The 15,570-nt window shown below is 73.3% G+C and carries 10 protein-coding genes; 3 read left to right on the top strand and 7 right to left on the bottom strand.

Annotated features, from left to right (window positions below):
• Positions 1-31: 31 nt before the first annotated feature.
• The 7 genes from LG395_RS10575 to LG395_RS10545 are packed head-to-tail and all read right to left on the bottom strand — an operon-like array spanning position 32 to position 7,993.
• On the bottom strand, positions 32-844 hold the full coding sequence (locus LG395_RS10575) for an HpcH/HpaI aldolase/citrate lyase family protein (RefSeq protein ID WP_171157263.1): 813 nt from the start codon (positions 842-844) through the stop codon (positions 32-34).
• The gene (locus LG395_RS10570) at positions 841-2,109 is read right to left on the bottom strand and encodes a CaiB/BaiF CoA transferase family protein (RefSeq protein WP_225809199.1); all 1,269 of its coding nucleotides are present in this window, start codon (positions 2,107-2,109) and stop codon (positions 841-843) included. The genes LG395_RS10575 and LG395_RS10570 overlap by 4 nt, the downstream gene beginning before the upstream one ends.
• Entirely contained in the window at positions 2,106-2,999 is an 894-nt protein-coding gene (gene rbsK / locus LG395_RS10565) for a ribokinase (protein ID WP_225809198.1), read from the bottom strand. Before rbsK ends, LG395_RS10570 begins: the two co-directional genes overlap by 4 nt.
• Positions 2,996-4,357 carry an ADP-ribosylglycohydrolase family protein gene (locus LG395_RS10560; protein WP_225809197.1) on the bottom strand — a complete coding sequence of 454 codons (1,362 nt, stop codon included), beginning with the start codon at positions 4,355-4,357 and terminating at the stop codon, positions 2,996-2,998. The genes rbsK and LG395_RS10560 overlap by 4 nt, the downstream gene beginning before the upstream one ends.
• Positions 4,345-5,529 (bottom strand): ADP-ribosylglycohydrolase family protein, encoded by a 1,185-nt coding sequence (locus LG395_RS10555; RefSeq protein WP_225809196.1) that lies wholly within the window; start codon positions 5,527-5,529, stop codon positions 4,345-4,347. The genes LG395_RS10560 and LG395_RS10555 overlap by 13 nt, the downstream gene beginning before the upstream one ends.
• An 8-nt stretch (positions 5,530-5,537) precedes the next feature.
• Positions 5,538-6,656 (bottom strand): ADP-ribosylglycohydrolase family protein, encoded by a 1,119-nt coding sequence (locus tag LG395_RS10550; protein WP_225809195.1) that lies wholly within the window; start codon positions 6,654-6,656, stop codon positions 5,538-5,540.
• Positions 6,653-7,993 carry an ADP-ribosylglycohydrolase family protein gene (locus LG395_RS10545; RefSeq protein WP_225809194.1) on the bottom strand — a complete coding sequence of 447 codons (1,341 nt, stop codon included), beginning with the start codon at positions 7,991-7,993 and terminating at the stop codon, positions 6,653-6,655. Before LG395_RS10545 ends, LG395_RS10550 begins: the two co-directional genes overlap by 4 nt.
• A 262-nt stretch (positions 7,994-8,255) precedes the next feature.
• Here LG395_RS10545 and LG395_RS10540 point away from each other — a divergent pair, with 262 nt between their 5' ends.
• From LG395_RS10540 to LG395_RS10530, 3 genes are all read left to right on the top strand, one after another.
• Entirely contained in the window at positions 8,256-8,987 is a 732-nt protein-coding gene (locus LG395_RS10540) for a VIT1/CCC1 transporter family protein (RefSeq protein ID WP_171157275.1), read from the top strand.
• 562 nt (positions 8,988-9,549) lie between these two features.
• The gene (gene gltB / locus LG395_RS10535; protein ID WP_225809193.1) at positions 9,550-14,064 is read left to right on the top strand and encodes a glutamate synthase large subunit; all 4,515 of its coding nucleotides are present in this window, start codon (positions 9,550-9,552) and stop codon (positions 14,062-14,064) included.
• Positions 14,057-15,520: a glutamate synthase subunit beta gene (locus LG395_RS10530; protein ID WP_171157279.1), complete on the top strand. Its 1,464-nt coding sequence runs from the start codon at positions 14,057-14,059 to the stop codon at positions 15,518-15,520. Before gltB ends, LG395_RS10530 begins: the two co-directional genes overlap by 8 nt.
• Positions 15,521-15,570: the final 50 nt, after the last annotated feature.

Below are 15,570 nucleotides of genomic sequence, written 5' to 3'. Positions count from 1 at the left end.
ACCTCCGGGCGCCCTCGGCGTGTGCGGAGGGTCAGCCCCGGGCAGCCAGCGACAGCGTCCGCCGTGCCATCGCCACCACCGCCGCGTCGACGAAGCGGCCGTCGGGCAGGGCCTGGGCGCCCTCGTTCACCGAGGCCGCCTTGACGACCGTCTCCGCGTGTTCGATCTCGGCCCGCGAGGGCAGGTAGGCCCGCTCGATCACCGGCAGCTGGCGGGGGTGGATCGCGGCGCGGCCCAGGAACCCGAGCGCCCGGCCGTGGACGCAGGAGGCGGCCAGGCCGTCGAGGTCACGGATGTCCGGGTAGACCGTCTGGGACGGCGGGGGCAGGCCCGCCGCGCGGGCGGCGACGATCACCCGCGAGCGCGGCCAGTCCAGTCCCGCGTCGGCCCGCACCCCGAGGTCGGCGCGGAGATCGGCCTCGCCCAGGGCGATGCCCCGCAGGGCGGGGTGGGCGGTGGCGATGGCGTAGGCGTGCTCGATGCCGAGGGCCGACTCCAGGAGCGCGTAGAGCGGGACCGGTGTGGCCACGGCGACCCGCCGTACCTCGCCCGGGGCCGTCACCTTCGGCAGCCGCACGCCGCACAGGCCCGGCAGACCGGCCAGGGCGCGGAGGTCGGCGGCGGCCCAGACGCTGTCCAGGGCGTTGACGCGCACGTGCACCGGGACCGGCTGGGGCTCCGCCAGGAGCTCCGCGGTGGCCGCGCGGGCGTACTCCTTGCGGTCCGGGGCGACCGCGTCCTCCAGGTCGACCACCACCACGTCGGCGCCCGCCACCAGGGCCTTGGCCACCACGTGCGGACGGTCGCCGGGCACGTAGAGCCAGGTGAGCGGGAAGCGGGTCACAGGGCGCCCTCCGCGCGCAGCGCCGCGATGGCGTCCGGGGTGAGGCCGAGTTCGGTGAGCACGGCGTCGGTGTCGGCGCCGTGCGGGCGGCCTGCCCAGCGGATCGCGCCGGGCGTGGCGGAGAGCCGGAAGAGGACGTTCTGCATGCGCAGCGGGCCCAGTTCCGGGTCGTCGACGGTGGTGACCGTGTCCAGCGCCTGGTACTGGGGGTCCACGAGGACGTCCCGGACGTCCTGCACCGGGGCCACCGCGGCCTCCGCCTTCTCGAAGGCCGCGAGCACCTCGGCGCGGGTGCGGCCGGCGATCCAGGAGCCCACCGCCTCGTCCAGCACGTCGGCGTGGGCGGCGCGGTCGGCGCCGGTGGCGAACCACGGCTCCTCGATCAGGTCCGGGCGGCCCACCAGCCGTAGCACGCGCTCGGCGACCGACTGGGCGGAGGTGGAGACGGCGACCCAGGTGCCGTCGGCGGTGCGGTAGGTGTTGCGCGGGGCGTTGTTCGCGGACCGGTTGCCGGTGCGCTGCTGGACGTAGCCGAGCTGGTCGTACCAGGTGGCGTGGGGGCCGAGGACCGACAGGATCGGTTCGATGATCGCCATGTCGACCGTCTGTCCCGTGCCGGTGCGCTCGCGTGCGGCCAGCGCCGTCAGCACGGCGTAGGCGGTCGCCAGGCCGGCGATCGAGTCGGCGAGTCCGAAGGGCGGCAGCGTCGGGGGCGCGTCCGGTTCGCCGGTGACCGCGGCGAAGCCGCTCATCGCCTCGGCGAGGGTGCCGAAGCCGGGGCGGTGCGCGTAGGGACCGAACTGGCCGAACGCGGTCACCCGGGCCAGGACCAGCCGGGGGTTGGCGGCGGAGAGCTCCGGCCAGCCGAGGCCCCATTTCTCCAGGGTTCCGGGGCGGAAGTTCTCGATCACCACGTCGGCGGTGGCGGCCAGCCGCAGCAGGGTGGTCCGGCCGCCGGACGTGGACAGGTCGAGGGTGACGGCCCGCTTGTTGCGGCCGAGCACCTTCCACCACAAGCCGACGCCGTCCTTGGCCGGACCGTGGCCCCGGGACGGGTCGGGCCGCCGGGGATGCTCCACCTTGATCACCTCGGCGCCGAAGTCACCGAGCAGGGTCGCGGCCATCGGCCCGGCGAAGAGGGTCGCGAGGTCCAGCACCCGCAGCCCGTCCAGGGCCGGGGAGGTGTGTGCCGGCGTGACCGTCTCGGCCGTCTCGGCCGTCTCGGCCGTCTCGGCCGTCGTACGTGTCGGTCTCGTCGTGTTCATGCGCTGTACTGGGCCTCGATCTCCGGGCGGTACGGCATCGACGCCGACGCGCCTTCCCGCTGGACGGAGATCGCCGCCGCGGCCGCCGCCCAGGACAGGGCCTCCCGCACCGGCTTCTCCTCGGCGAGGGCCACCGCGAACGTGCCGGCGAACGTGTCGCCCGCGCCCGTGGAGTCCACGGCTCGCACGGGCGGCGCGGGGACGACGAGCGGTTCGGCGCCCCGGGTCAGGTACAGGCAGCCCGTGGCGCCCAGGGTGACCACGACCTGCGGCACCAGGTCCAGCAGGGCGGCGGCCGCCTCGCGCGGGTCGGTGCGGCCGGTGAGGGTGACCGCCTCGTACTCGTTCGGCACCAACAGGTCGATCGCCGCGAGGAGTTCGGGCGGCAGCGGCTGGACGGGGGACGGGGTGAGCACCGTGCGGACGCCGTGCCGGTGGGCCGCCTCCGCGCCGGCGACGACCGCCGCCGTCGGGATCTCCAGTTGCAGCAGCAGGGCGTCGGCGGTCGCGATCACCCCCTCGTCCCCGGGACAGAGGTGGTCGACCGTGCCGTTCGCGCCGGGGATGACGACGATCGCGTTGCCGCCCTCGTCGTCCACCACGATGTGCGCGGTGCCGGACGGGCCCTCGACCGTGCGCAGGAAGTCGGTGTCCACGCCGGAGTGTTCGAGGGTGGCACGCAGCCGCGCGCCGAAGGCGTCGTTGCCGACCGCGCCGATCATCGAGACGGTGGCGCCGGCGCGGGCCGCGGCGATCGCCTGGTTGGCGCCCTTGCCGCCGGGGACCGTACGGAACTCCCGTCCCGTCACCGTCTCCCCGCGCCGCGGGGCCTTGGCGACGTACGTGACGAGGTCCATGTTCGTGCTGCCGAGGACGGCGATGTGGGTCATGGTCGGGTCGCCTCCAGGTGGGTGAGGTGGGCGAGGGCGTCGAAGCCGGTGCCGTCGAAGTCTGCGACGGTCGTGGCGAGCCGGTTCTTCAGCGGGGCCCGCCAGCGGTCGGGGAGCGCGCCGGGGGAGCCGGCGAGCAGGCCGGCGATGCTTCCGGCGGTGGCGCCGTTGGAATCGGTGTCCCAGCCACCGGAGACGGCACGGCAGACGGAGCCGGTGAAGTCGCCGCCGGCGTGGGTGAGGGCGGCGACGGTCAGGGCGGTGTTGGGCAGGGCGTGGACCCAGTGGTGGGTGGGGCCGTAGACGGCGTGGAGTTCGTCGACGACGTCGTCGAAGTCGTCCGTGACGGTGGCCAGCCGGACGGCGTGGTCGATCGCCTCCGCCAGGCGGGAGCGGGCCGGGACCACCGCGCGGCCGGCGCGCAGACAGGCGTGGACGTCGTGCGTGCCGGTGGCCGCCGTGGCGATGACGGCGGCCGTGAACATCGCCGCGTAGACGCCGTTCGCGGTGTGGGTGAGGACCGCGTCGCGGTGGGCCTGTTCGGCGGCGGCGGCCGGGTCGCCCGGATTGCTCCAGCCGTGCATGTCGGCGCGGATCAGCGCGCCGATCCACTCGCGGAACGGGTTGCGGTGGCGGGCCGTGTGCGGGGGTTCGATGCCCGCGAGGAGATTGCGGTGGGCGACCCGCTCGGCGGTGAAGGTGCGGCCGGGCGGGAGTTCTTCGAGCCAGAGCCGGGCCACGTCGTCGGTGGTGAAGGCCCTGCCGTGGCGCTGGAGCAGAAGGAGGTTGAGCAGGGGGTAGTTCAGGTCGTCGTCCTCGGGCATGCCGTCGATGTTCTCGGCGAGCGAGGTGGCGGCCGAGCGGCGGTTCCAGGGATGGGCGGCCAGCAGGTCGCCGGGGACTCCCCGGGCGGTGAACCAGGTGGAAAGGGGCCAGTTCCCGGTCGCCCGGGCGAGGGCGCGGATGCCGTCGAGCGGCAGCTTCTCGACCGGCTTGCCGAGGAGACAGCCGATGGCCCGCCCGAGCCAGGCGGCCTCCAGGGCGAGGGGGTCCGGTGCGGTGACGGACCGTCCGGTGGGCCAGTCGGGGCACCGGGCCCTGATGCGGGCCAGGTCGGTCGGCTCGTCGTCGGCGAGACGGCTGGGCAGATCGGCGAGTTCGTCCAGCAGGTCCTCCGCCAGCAGGCGCAGGTAGCGGGAGACGCGGTGCGGGGACGCGCCCGCGCGCTCCGGGGCGTCCGGGCCGCCCGCCGCCCGCCAGCGCGCCTCGATCGCCTTCGGCTCACGCCCGTCCAGGCGGGCCTGGCGCAGTTCGTGGCCGAGCAGGTCCTCCGGCTGGACCCAGGTCAGTCGGAGCACGGCCGGCCTCCGAGCGCGGTGAACGCCTCCTCGTGGGCGCGCCGGCGGCGGACGTCCCGGTCGAAGATCTCGCACGAGACCTCGGTGAGCGTCCGGGCCGGCGCCCACAGGTCGAGACGGCTGGCGTCGGCGACCGTCTTCGCCCACTCCTCGGGGGCGGGCGAGCCGAGCGCGCCCGCGAGGGCGCCGGCCATCGTCGCGATCGAGTCGCAGTCACGGCCGTAGTTGACGGAGCCGAGCACCGCCTGCCGGTAGTCGCCGCCGGAGACGACCAGCATGCCCAGCGCGACCGGGAGTTCCTCGATGGAGTGCAGCCGGGAGGGGCGGCGGGCGGCGAGGGAGGGGGCGCGGTAGTCCGGTCCGACGGTGTCGTACGGCTCCACCGCCGCGCGCAGCGGACCGAGCGCCGACTCGAAGTCCCGGTGCCCGGCGGCGACTTCGCACACCTTCTCGATCGCCGTGCGGGTGCCGTCCTTGGCCAGCGACAGGCAGGCGTCCACCACCGAGCCGGGGGTCGCGCCGGGGGCGGTCGCGGCGGCCACCGCCGCCGCGAACACACCGGCCGCCTCCCGGCCGTACGACGACTGGTGCGCGCCCGCGACGTCCAGCGCCTCGGCGTACGCGGCGGCCGGGTTGGCCGCGTTGACCAGGCCGACCGGGGCCATGTACATCGCGGCGCCGCAGTTGACGATGTTGCCGGTGCCCGCTTCCCGGGGGTCGGCGTGACCGTAGGCGAGCCTGGCCACCAGCCACTTCTCGGCGAGGAAGAGGCGGTGCAGCGGCAGGGCCTCGGCCTCCAGTTCGGGGATCCAGCGAGGGGTGGTCATCAGGTCGGGGACCAGGTGCTCGGCGATCGCGTACGCGTCGAGGTGGTCGCGGACGCGGTCGTAGACGCGGATCAGCGCGTGCGTCATCAGGGTGTCGTCGGTGACGTGGCCGTCACCCTTGTGGTACGGCGCGATGGGGCGGGCGGTGCGCCAGGCGTCACCGTGCCAGGGGCCGACGATGCCGCGCACGCGACCGCCGTGCCGCTCGGTGATCTGGTCGGGGGAGTAGCCCTCGACCGGGCCGCCGAGGGCGTCGCCGACGGCGGCTCCCACCAGTGCGGCGGTGACGCGGTCGGCGAGACCGTTCGCGGCGGGGCCGCTGCTTTCTTCTTCTTTGGGCGTCATGCCCCGAATCATCCTCCTGGGCGGGCCGGTTGTGCGGCTTCCAGGAGTCCGGCGAGTTCCACGAGGTCGGTTCCGGTGAGGCGGGGCAGGGTGCAGCCGGGCAGGACGCGGCAGGATTCCCGCCAGGCCGCGGGGATGGCCGCGCCGCCGCCGAGGGCGCCGGTGAGCGCGCCGGCGAGGGCGGGCGCGGAGTCGGCGACCCGGGACAGGCAGGCGGCGGCCGGTACGGCCTCGGCGATCCGGCCCCGGGCCGCGGTGGCCAGGGCGAGCGCGACGGGGACGGTCTCGGCGGCGGCGATGCCGTAGCTGTAGACGTGGTCGACGATCTGGTGTTCCAGGCGGGGGACGAGGGCGAAGGCGGACTCGCCGTCCTCGGCCAGGGCCAGGGCGTGCCGGGCGTTGCGGCCGATCTCGGTGTCCGCCGGGAGTTCGGCGAGCGCGGCGGTCACACAGGCGTCGGTGTCCGCGTCGGCGAGGGCGAGGGAGAGGGCCGCCGCCATGGCCCGCGCGCCGTGCACGCCGTCGCCGTCCTGGGTGTAGCGGGCGTCGAACTCGGCGAGCGCGGCGGCCTGTCGCGGGTCGCCGGGGTGGGCCACGGCGAGGACGCAGGCGCGGACGCAGGCCGCGTCGTCGAAGTAGTGCGGGTTGTCGTGACCGGTGGCGGGCGGGCGCAGGCCGGTGGCGAGGTTGCCGAGGCCGGCGCGCACGGAGATGCGGGCGCGCAGCGGCAGGACGGCGGACTCGATCTCCGGGGCACGGTCCGCCGCGGCGGCGACCTCGCAGGCCACGGCGGTCCAGGTGAGATCGATGGCGGCGCGCATGCGGCGGGCCCGGCTGAGGTCGCCGAGGACGTCGTCGTCGCCGGCGCGCAGGACCGCCTCCGCGGCGAACACCGCCCACTCGGCGTCGTCGGAGGGACCGAGGCGGAGGGGTTCGGGGGGTTGGTTGAGGGCGATCGGCACCGGGAGGGTGGTGGTGGCGTTCTGCTCGGCGAAGGTGTCCAGTTCCCGGGTGAGGCGGCGGGTCCACTCGGGCATGCGGGCGGCGCGGTGCCGGGCGGCGGGCCAGCCGGCGGCGTCCCCGGCGGCGAGGCCGAGGAGGAGACCCTCGATACGGCGCGCCGTCATGGCCGTCCCTCCCCGTTCGGTTGCCCGGCACGCCCGGTGCCCACCAGGGGGCTCCGCTCACTGGACCCCCGGTCCCCCGCCCGCCCGCCATCCGGCTCGGTCGGCCGAGGGGCGGGGGGAGGGGGTGTGAGGAGTTCGGCCGGCTGGACGGTGTCGGGCAGGGGGAGGAGTTCGGCCGGCTCCACGACAGCGTCGGCCGCCGCCCGCTCCCCCAGCGCCACGGCCGCCGGCAGGACCGCGGCCAAGGGCGCCGCCACGGCCGCCGGGATCACCTCCCGTCTCCCCGCCACCCCGGCTGCCGCCCCCGCCGTGCCGGTTTCGGTCCCCGCCGTGCCCGTTTCCGCCGCCGTCAGCAGGAGGTCCGCGACGTCCAGCACGTGGTGGCCGGCGATGGACGGCAGGCAGCGGCCCCGGGCCGGGCCGATCGCGGACGACCAGTGCGGCGGGATCGCCGCGAGGCCCTGGGTGGCGCCGGAGAGGGCGCCCGCCACGGCCGCCGTCGTGTCCGCGTCGCGGCCCATGTTGACGGCCGTCAGGACCGCCTCCCGGAAGTCGCCGTCGGCAGCCGCGTACGCGCCGAAGGCGAGGGCGACCGCTTCCGGGGCCAGGTCGGTCCAGGGATAGCCGCCGATGACGACCGCGGAGCGCACCGCGCGTTCGCCGCGGTGCGCCACCGACACCGCGCGCCGCAGGGAGCGGGCCGTCCAGGAGTCGTCCGGGATCACCGCGAGGGCCGCGGCGATCACCACGGGGGCCGCCGCGCCGGTCATCGCCGCGGCCACGCCCGCCGCGACCGCCTGGCCACCGTAGATGCCCTCTCCCTCGTGGCTGACGGAGCCGTCGACGGCCGCCAGCCGGGCCGCCTCGGCGGGACGCCCGGCGGCGAAGACCCCGAAGGGCGCCGCCCGCATCGCCAGCCCGTCGCTCCAGGCGTGCCGGTGCTGGGCCGAGATGGGGGCGGCGAGGCCGCGGCGGAGGTTCTCCAGGGTGCCGCGCTCGCTGAAGCCCGCGCCGCGGAAGGGACCCTCCGCCCGGTCGGCGATCCACTCGTGCCAGGCCGCCTCGACGTGCTCCGGGGTGAGCGCCGAGCCGTGCCGGGCCAGCAGCAGACCGGAGAAGATCGCGTACTCGGTGTCGTCCGTGCCGTACGGCTGCTCGCTCACGTATCCGGTGATCCGGCCCCAGCGGGCGCGGATCTCGGAGGGCTTGAGGTTCTCCGCCGGTGCGCCCAGCGCGTCGCCGACGGCCAGGCCCAGCAGCGCGCCGCGGGCCCGCTCGCGCAGTCCGGCGGCGTCGCCGGGCGCCGGGGCCGGGGGAGTGCGGGCGATCGATGCCATGGGCGGCCTCCTTCGGCGGGTCCCACGGGACCCTCTGCGGATGTGTCCCACGGGAGGCGGCCGTCTGAGCCGGGGTCGGGGCTCTGTCACCCGGTCAGCATCTGAGATGACAATCGCACATCTGAGCGCTCATGGGAGAAGTCGCAGGTTAGCCCAGCCTTTCCTTGCTGGCGCGGGCGAAATGAAAAGCGTAAGTTCTGTGTTGTCGAAATGTAGAACTCGTCCAAAGTTAGCTTTGGCTTAGCTTCCCTGGGGGTCCCGGATGGCCATTCTCGAAACCGAGGCCGCGCTGCACGAGGCGCACCGTGACAACCACACGCACCGCGACGTGAACGGCGGATGGCTGCGTCCCGCCGTCTTCGGCGCCATGGACGGTCTCGTCTCCAACCTGGCCCTGATGACCGGCGTGGCCGGCGGGTCCGTGAGCCAGCACACCATCATCATCACCGGTCTCGCGGGCCTCGCGGCCGGTGCCTTCTCCATGGCGGCCGGCGAGTACACCTCCGTGGCCTCCCAGCGGGAACTCGTCGAGGCGGAACTCGACGTCGAGCGCCGCGAGCTGCGCCGGCATCCGCAGGACGAGGAGGACGAGCTGGCCGCGCTGTACGTGGCCCGCGGGGTCGAGCCGGGGCTGGCCCGGCAGGTTGCCCGGCAGCTCTCCGCGGACCCCGAGCAGGCGCTGGAGATCCACGCCCGCGAGGAGCTGGGCATCGACCCCGGGGACCTGCCCTCGCCGCTGGTCGCCGCCGTCTCGTCCTTCGGCTCGTTCGCGCTCGGCGCCCTGCTGCCCCTGCTGCCGTACCTGCTCGGTGCGACCGCGCTGTGGCCCGCCGTCCTGCTGGCCCTCGCCGGTCTGTTCGGGTGCGGTGCCGTCGTGGCCAAGGTGACCGCGCGCAGCTGGTGGTTCAGCGGTCTGCGGCAGCTCGCGCTCGGTGGCGCGGCGGCCGGTGTGACGTACGCCCTGGGCACTCTGTTCGGAACGGCCGTAGGATAGCTCGACCGGTACCTATGCGATGGGCCGCATACGTACCCGTTACTCGCTGGTTTCGAGCGCATGACCACCGGGCATGAGCCGTAAGCGCTGTGGGCAATGACGCCTGCCGCACCCCCGCGGGGCGGGCGACGACGCTCTCCCCGGACCCCCTTCGGGCCGCCGGACACCGATCCGACCGATCGTGTCCGCGACGGTCCCCCCGTACCCGTCGGCCGCCACCGCGCGGCCCCCGGCGCCACCGCACGGCATCGCCGTCCCGGCACGGCACAGTGCCGCCACCGCACGGCACCCGCCGCGTCCGCGCGGCACCCCGGCCGCGACCGCGGCGTCCGCATGCTGGAACGGTGTTTCCGGTTCCCGAGAACCGCTCCATCATGTAACCTGCACGAAATTTTGATCTCATCGAAGATCTCACGCAGAGGGCCAACGTCGTCCCTCGGCACCTGCCACATGCCACATGACGACGACGGGAGAGCCGATGCGTACGCCGCGCCAGCCGTCCCAGCACTCCGCGAATGGCCAGAACTGGTCGTTCATGGATGCTCGCCCTGCTGCGCAGGGTATGTACGACCCCCGCAACGAACACGACGCGTGCGGCGTCGGTTTCGTCGCCACCCTCACCGGCGAGGCGTCCCACACCCTGGTCGAGCAGGCCCTTACCGTCCTGCGCAACCTGGAGCACCGTGGTGCCACCGGTTCCGAGCCCGACTCCGGCGACGGCGCGGGCATCCTCTCGCAGGTGCCGGACGCCTTCCTCCGAGAAGTGGCCGGTTTCGACCTTCCCGCGGCCGGCTCCTATGCCGTAGGCATCGCCTTCCTGCCGGAGGACGGCATCGAGGACGCCGTCTCACGGATCGAGACGATCGCCGCCGACGAGGGCCTGACCGTCCTCGGCTGGCGCGAGGTCCCGGTCGCCCCCGAGCTGCTGGGCGCCACCGCCCGCTCCACCATGCCGGTCTTCCGGCAGATCTTCGTCACCGCAGGCGCCAGCGAGGGCATCGCGCTGGACCGCAAGGCGTTCGTGCTGCGCAAGCGCGCCGAGCGCGAGGCCGGGGTCTACTTCCCGTCCCTGTCCGCCCGGACGATCGTCTACAAGGGCATGCTGACCACCGGCCAGCTGGAGCCCTTCTTCCCGGACCTGTCCGACCGCCGCTTCGCCTCCGCGATCGCGCTCGTGCACTCCCGGTTCTCCACGAACACCTTCCCGTCGTGGCCGCTCGCGCACCCGTACCGCTTCGTCGCGCACAACGGTGAGATCAACACCGTCAAGGGCAACCGCAACTGGATGCGCGCCCGCGAGTCCCAGCTCGTCTCCGCCCTGTTCGGTTCCGACGAGAAGAACATCGAGCGGATCTTCCCGGTCTGCACCCCGGACGCCTCCGACTCCGCCTCCTTCGACGAGGTCCTGGAGCTGCTGCACCTGGGCGGCCGTTCGCTGCCGCACTCCGTGCTGATGATGATCCCGGAGGCGTGGGAGAACCACGACTCCATGGACCCGGCCCGGCGCGCCTTCTACCAGTTCCACTCCACGATGATGGAGCCCTGGGACGGCCCCGCCTGCGTCACCTTCACCGACGGCACCCAGGTCGGCGCCGTGCTCGACCGCAACGGTCTGCGCCCCGGCCGCTACTGGGTCACCGACGACGGCCTCGTCGTCCTCGGCTCCGAGGTCGGCGTCCTCGACATCGACCCGGCCAAGGTCGTCCGCAAGGGCCGCCTCCAGCCCGGCAGGATGTTCCTCGTCGACACCGCCGAGCACCGCATCATCGAGGACGACGAGATCAAGGCGTCCCTCGCCACGGAGAAGCCGTACGCCGAGTGGCTGGAGGCCGGCGAGATCGAGCTGGGCGACCTGCCCGAGCGCGAGCACATCGTCCACACCCACGCCTCGGTCACCCGCCGCCAGCAGACCTTCGGCTACACCGAGGAGGAGCTGCGCGTCATCCTCGCCCCGATGGCGCGCACCGGCGCCGAGCCGATCGGCTCCATGGGCACGGACTCGCCGATCGCGGCCCTGTCCGAGCGCCCGCGGCTGCTCTTCGACTACTTCACCCAGCTGTTCGCGCAGGTCACCAACCCGCCGCTGGACGCGATCCGCGAGGAGCTGGTCACCTCCCTGCGCTCGTCGCTGGGCCCGCAGGGCAACCTGCTGGAGCCGACCGCCGCCTCCTGCCGGTCCGTCGTGCTGCCCTTCCCGGTCATCGACAACGACGAGCTGGCCAAGCTCATCCACATCAACGCCGACGGCGACATGCCCGGCTTCAAGGCCGCCACGCTGTCCGGTCTGTACCGGGTCTCCGGCGGCGGTGAGGCCCTCGCCGCCCGCATCGAGGAGATCTGCGCTGAGGCCGACGCGGCGATCGGGAACGGCGCCCGCCTGATCGTCCTGTCCGACCGGCACTCCGACGCCGAGCATGCGCCGATCCCGTCGCTGCTGCTCACCGCGGCCGTCCACCACCACCTCATCCGCACCAAGCAGCGCACCCAGGTGGGCCTGCTGGTCGAGGCCGGTGACGTCCGCGAGGTCCACCACGTCGCCCTGCTCATCGGCTACGGCGCCGCCGCCGTCAACCCGTACCTGGCGATGGAGTCGGTGGAGGACCTGCTGCGCGCGGGCACCTTCATCAACGGCATCGAGCCCGAGAAGGCCATCCGCAACCTGATCTACGCCCTCGGCAAGGGCGTCCTGAAGGTCATGTCCAAGATGGGCATCTCCACCGTCGCCTCCTACCGCGGCGCCCAGGTCTTCGAGGCCGTCGGCCTGGACGAGACCTTCGTGGAGAAGTACTTCAACGGCACCGCCACCAAGATCGGCGGCGTCGGCATCGACGTCATCGCCCAGGAGGTCGCCGCCCGCCACGCCAAGGCCTACCCGGCCTCCGGCATCGCCCCGGCGCACCGCGCGCTGGAGATCGGCGGCGAGTACCAGTGGCGCCGCGAGGGCGAGCCGCACCTGTTCGACCCGGAGACGGTCTTCCGTCTCCAGCACTCCACGCGCACCGGCCGGTACGACATCTTCAAGAAGTACACCGGACGGGTGAACGAGCAGTCCGAGCGCCTGATGACGCTGCGCGGCCTGTTCGGCTTCAAGTCCGGCCGGCAGCCGATCCCCCTCGACGAGGTCGAGCCGGCGAGCGAGATCGTCAAGCGGTTCTCCACGGGCGCCATGTCGTACGGCTCCATCTCCAAGGAGGCGCACGAGACCCTCGCCATCGCCATGAACCAGCTGGGCGGCAAGTCCAACACCGGTGAGGGCGGCGAGGACCCGGAGCGCCTGTACGACCCGGCGCGCCGCTCGGCGATCAAGCAGGTCGCCTCCGGCCGCTTCGGCGTGACCTCCGAGTACCTGGTCAACGCGGACGACATCCAGATCAAGATGGCCCAGGGCGCCAAGCCCGGCGAGGGCGGCCAGCTGCCCGGCCACAAGGTCTACCCGTGGGTCGCCAAGACGCGCCACTCGACGCCGGGCGTCGGCCTGATCTCGCCGCCGCCGCACCACGACATCTACTCCATCGAGGACCTCGCCCAGCTCATCCACGACCTGAAGAACGCGAACCCGCAGGCGCGGATCCACGTGAAGCTGGTCTCCGAGGTCGGCGTCGGCACGGTCGCGGCCGGTGTGTCCAAGGCGCACGCGGACGTCGTGCTGATCTCCGGTCACGACGGCGGCACGGGTGCCTCCCCGCTGACGTCGCTGAAGCACGCGGGCGGCCCCTGGGAGCTGGGCCTCGCCGAGACCCAGCAGACCCTGCTGCTCAACGGTCTGCGCGACCGCATCGTCGTCCAGACCGACGGCCAGCTGAAGACCGGCCGTGACGTGGTCATCGCCGCGCTGCTCGGCGCCGAGGAGTTCGGTTTCGCGACCGCGCCGCTCGTCGTCTCCGGTTGCGTGATGATGCGCGTCTGTCACCTGGACACCTGCCCGGTCGGCATCGCCACCCAGAACCCGACGCTGCGCGACCGCTTCGCCGGCAAGGCCGAGCACGTGGTGAACTTCTTCCGGTTCATCGCGGAGGAGGTCCGCGAGCTCCTCGCCGAGCTGGGCTTCCGCTCCATCGAGGAGGCCGTCGGCCACGCCGAGGTGCTGGACGTCGAGCGAGCGGTCGACCACTGGAAGGCGCAGGGCCTGGACCTGGAGCCGCTGTTCCACGTGCCGGACCTGCCCGAGGGCGCGGTCCGCCACCGGGTGGTCGCCCAGGACCACGGCCTGGAGAAGGCCCTGGACAACGAGCTGATCAAGCTCGCGGCCGACGCCCTCGGCGCTTCGGACGCCACGGAGGCGCAGCCGGTGCGCGCCCAGGTCGCCATCCGCAACATCAACCGCACGGTCGGCACCATGCTCGGCCACGAGGTGACGAAGAAGTTCGGCGGCGCGGGCCTGCCCGACGACACCATCGACATCACCTTCACCGGCTCGGCCGGCCAGTCCTTCGGCGCCTTCCTGCCGCGCGGTGTCACGCTCCGCCTGGAGGGTGACGCCAACGACTACGTCGGCAAGGGCCTCTCCGGCGGCCGGATCATCGTCCGCCCGGACCGGGCCGCCGACCACCTCGCCGAGTACTCGACCATCGCGGGCAACACCATCGGCTACGGCGCCACCGGCGGCGAGCTGTTCCTGCGCGGCCGTACCGGTGAGCGGTTCTGCGTCCGCAACTCCGGCGCGCTGGTCGTCTCGGAGGGCGTGGGCGACCACGGCTGCGAGTACATGACCGGCGGGCACGCGGTCGTCCTCGGACCGACCGGCCGCAACTTCGCGGCCGGCATGTCCGGCGGTGTCGCCTACGTCGTCGACCTGGACCGCGACAACGTCAACGCCGGCAACGCCGGCTCCGTCGAGGCGCTGGACGAGACCGACAAGCAGTGGCTGCACGACGTGGTGCGCCGCCACGCCGAGGAGACCGGTTCGACGGTCGCCGAGAAGCTGCTCGCCGACTGGGACACGGCCGTGGAACGGTTCAGCAAGATCATCCCCAGCACGTACAAGGCAGTGCTCGCCGCCAAGGACGCCGCCGAGCGAGCCGGTCTCACCGAGACCGAGATCACCGAGAAGATGATGGAGGCGGCGATCAATGGCTGACCCGAAGGGCTTCTTGAACCACGGCCGTGAGGTCGCCAGGACCCGTCCCGTCGAAGAGCGCAAGAAGGACTGGAACGAGGTCTACGTCCCCGGCTCCCTGCTGCCGATCATCAGCAAGCAGGCCAGCCGCTGCATGGACTGCGGCATCCCCTTCTGCCACAACGGCTGTCCGCTGGGGAACCTGATCCCCGAGTGGAACGACTACGCCTACCGTGAGGACTGGGCCGCCGCCCAGGAGCGGCTGCACGCGACCAACAACTTCCCGGAGTTCACCGGTCGCCTGTGCCCGGCGCCCTGCGAGTCGGCGTGCGTGCTGGGCATCAACCAGCCGCCGGTCACCATCAAGAACGTCGAGGTCTCGATCATCGACAAGGCGTGGGAGACCGGGGACGTCGCCCCGCAGATCCCCGAGCGCCTGTCCGGCAAGACGGTCGCGGTCATCGGCTCCGGCCCGGCGGGCCTCGCCGCCGCCCAGCAGCTGACCCGGGCCGGCCACACGGTCGCCGTCTACGAGCGCGCGGACCGCGTCGGGGGCCTCCTGCGGTACGGCATCCCCGAGTTCAAGATGGAGAAGCGGCACATCAACCGCCGTATCGAGCAGATGCGCGCGGAGGGCACCCGCTTCCGCACCGGCGTGGAGATCGGCCGCGACATCAACGCCCGCGACCTGAAGAAGCGGTACGACGCGGTCGTCCTGGCCGTCGGCGCCACGACCGCCCGTGACCTGCCGGTGCCCGGCCGCGAGCTCAAGGGCGTCTACCAGGCCATGGAGTACCTGCCGCTGGCCAACAAGGTGCAAGAGGGCGACTTCGTCACCCCGCCGGTCTCGGCCGAGGGCAAGCACGTCGTCGTCATCGGCGGCGGTGACACCGGCGCGGACTGCGTGGGCACCGCCCACCGGCAGGGCGCGGCGTCCGTCACCCAGCTGGAGATCATGCCCCGCCCGAGCGACGAGCGGCACCCGACCAACCAGCCCTGGCCGACCTTCCCGATGCTCTACAAGGTCACCAGCGCGCACGAGGAGGGCGGCGAGCGGGTCTACTCCGTCTCCACGACCCACTTCGAGGGCGACGAGGACGGCAACGTGCAGTGGCTGCACCTCACCGAGGTGGAGTTCGTCGACGGCAGGCTCACCCCGAAGCCGGGCACCGAGCGCAGGATCCCGGCCCAGCTGGTGACCCTCGCCATGGGCTTCACCGGCACCGACCGGGAGAACGGCCTGGTGGAGCAGTTCGGCCTGGAGCTCGACGAACGCGGTAACATCGCCCGCGACGCCGACTTCCAGACCAACGTGCCGGGTGTGTTCGTCGCCGGTGACGCCGGCCGCGGCCAGTCCCTCATCGTGTGGGCGATCGCGGAGGGCCGCTCGGCCGCCCGCGGAGTCGACCGCTTCCTGACCGGAGCCAGCGACCTGCCGGCCCCGATCCGCCCGACGGACCGCGCCCTGGCGGTCTGACGCGCGCACAACGGACCTGAGGTCCCGCACAGACGTCCCGTACAAAGGCG

The sequence above is a fragment of the Streptomyces spinosus genome (assembly GCF_020400655.1).
Classification (GTDB): domain Bacteria; phylum Actinomycetota; class Actinomycetes; order Streptomycetales; family Streptomycetaceae; genus Streptomyces; species Streptomyces argyrophylli.
Note: the sequence above shows the minus strand (reverse complement) of the source record. Positions and strands in the feature narration are given on the sequence as shown.

Excerpts from the sequence above, each read along its gene's own strand:
- LG395_RS10570 (WP_225809199.1), bottom strand. The coding sequence starts at position 2,109 with ATGAACACGACGAGACCGACACGTACGACGGCCGAGACGGCCGAGACG.
- rbsK (WP_225809198.1), bottom strand. The coding sequence starts at position 2,999 with ATGACCCACATCGCCGTCCTCGGCAGCACGAACATGGACCTCGTCACG.
- LG395_RS10555 (WP_225809196.1), bottom strand. The coding sequence starts at position 5,529 with ATGACGCCCAAAGAAGAAGAAAGCAGCGGCCCCGCCGCGAACGGTCTC.
- LG395_RS10550 (WP_225809195.1), bottom strand. The coding sequence starts at position 6,656 with ATGACGGCGCGCCGTATCGAGGGTCTCCTCCTCGGCCTCGCCGCCGGG.
- LG395_RS10545 (WP_225809194.1), bottom strand. The coding sequence starts at position 7,993 with ATGGCATCGATCGCCCGCACTCCCCCGGCCCCGGCGCCCGGCGACGCC.
- LG395_RS10540 (WP_171157275.1), top strand. The coding sequence starts at position 8,256 with ATGGCCATTCTCGAAACCGAGGCCGCGCTGCACGAGGCGCACCGTGAC.
- gltB (WP_225809193.1), top strand. The coding sequence starts at position 9,550 with ATGTACGACCCCCGCAACGAACACGACGCGTGCGGCGTCGGTTTCGTC.
- LG395_RS10530 (WP_171157279.1), top strand. The coding sequence starts at position 14,057 with ATGGCTGACCCGAAGGGCTTCTTGAACCACGGCCGTGAGGTCGCCAGG.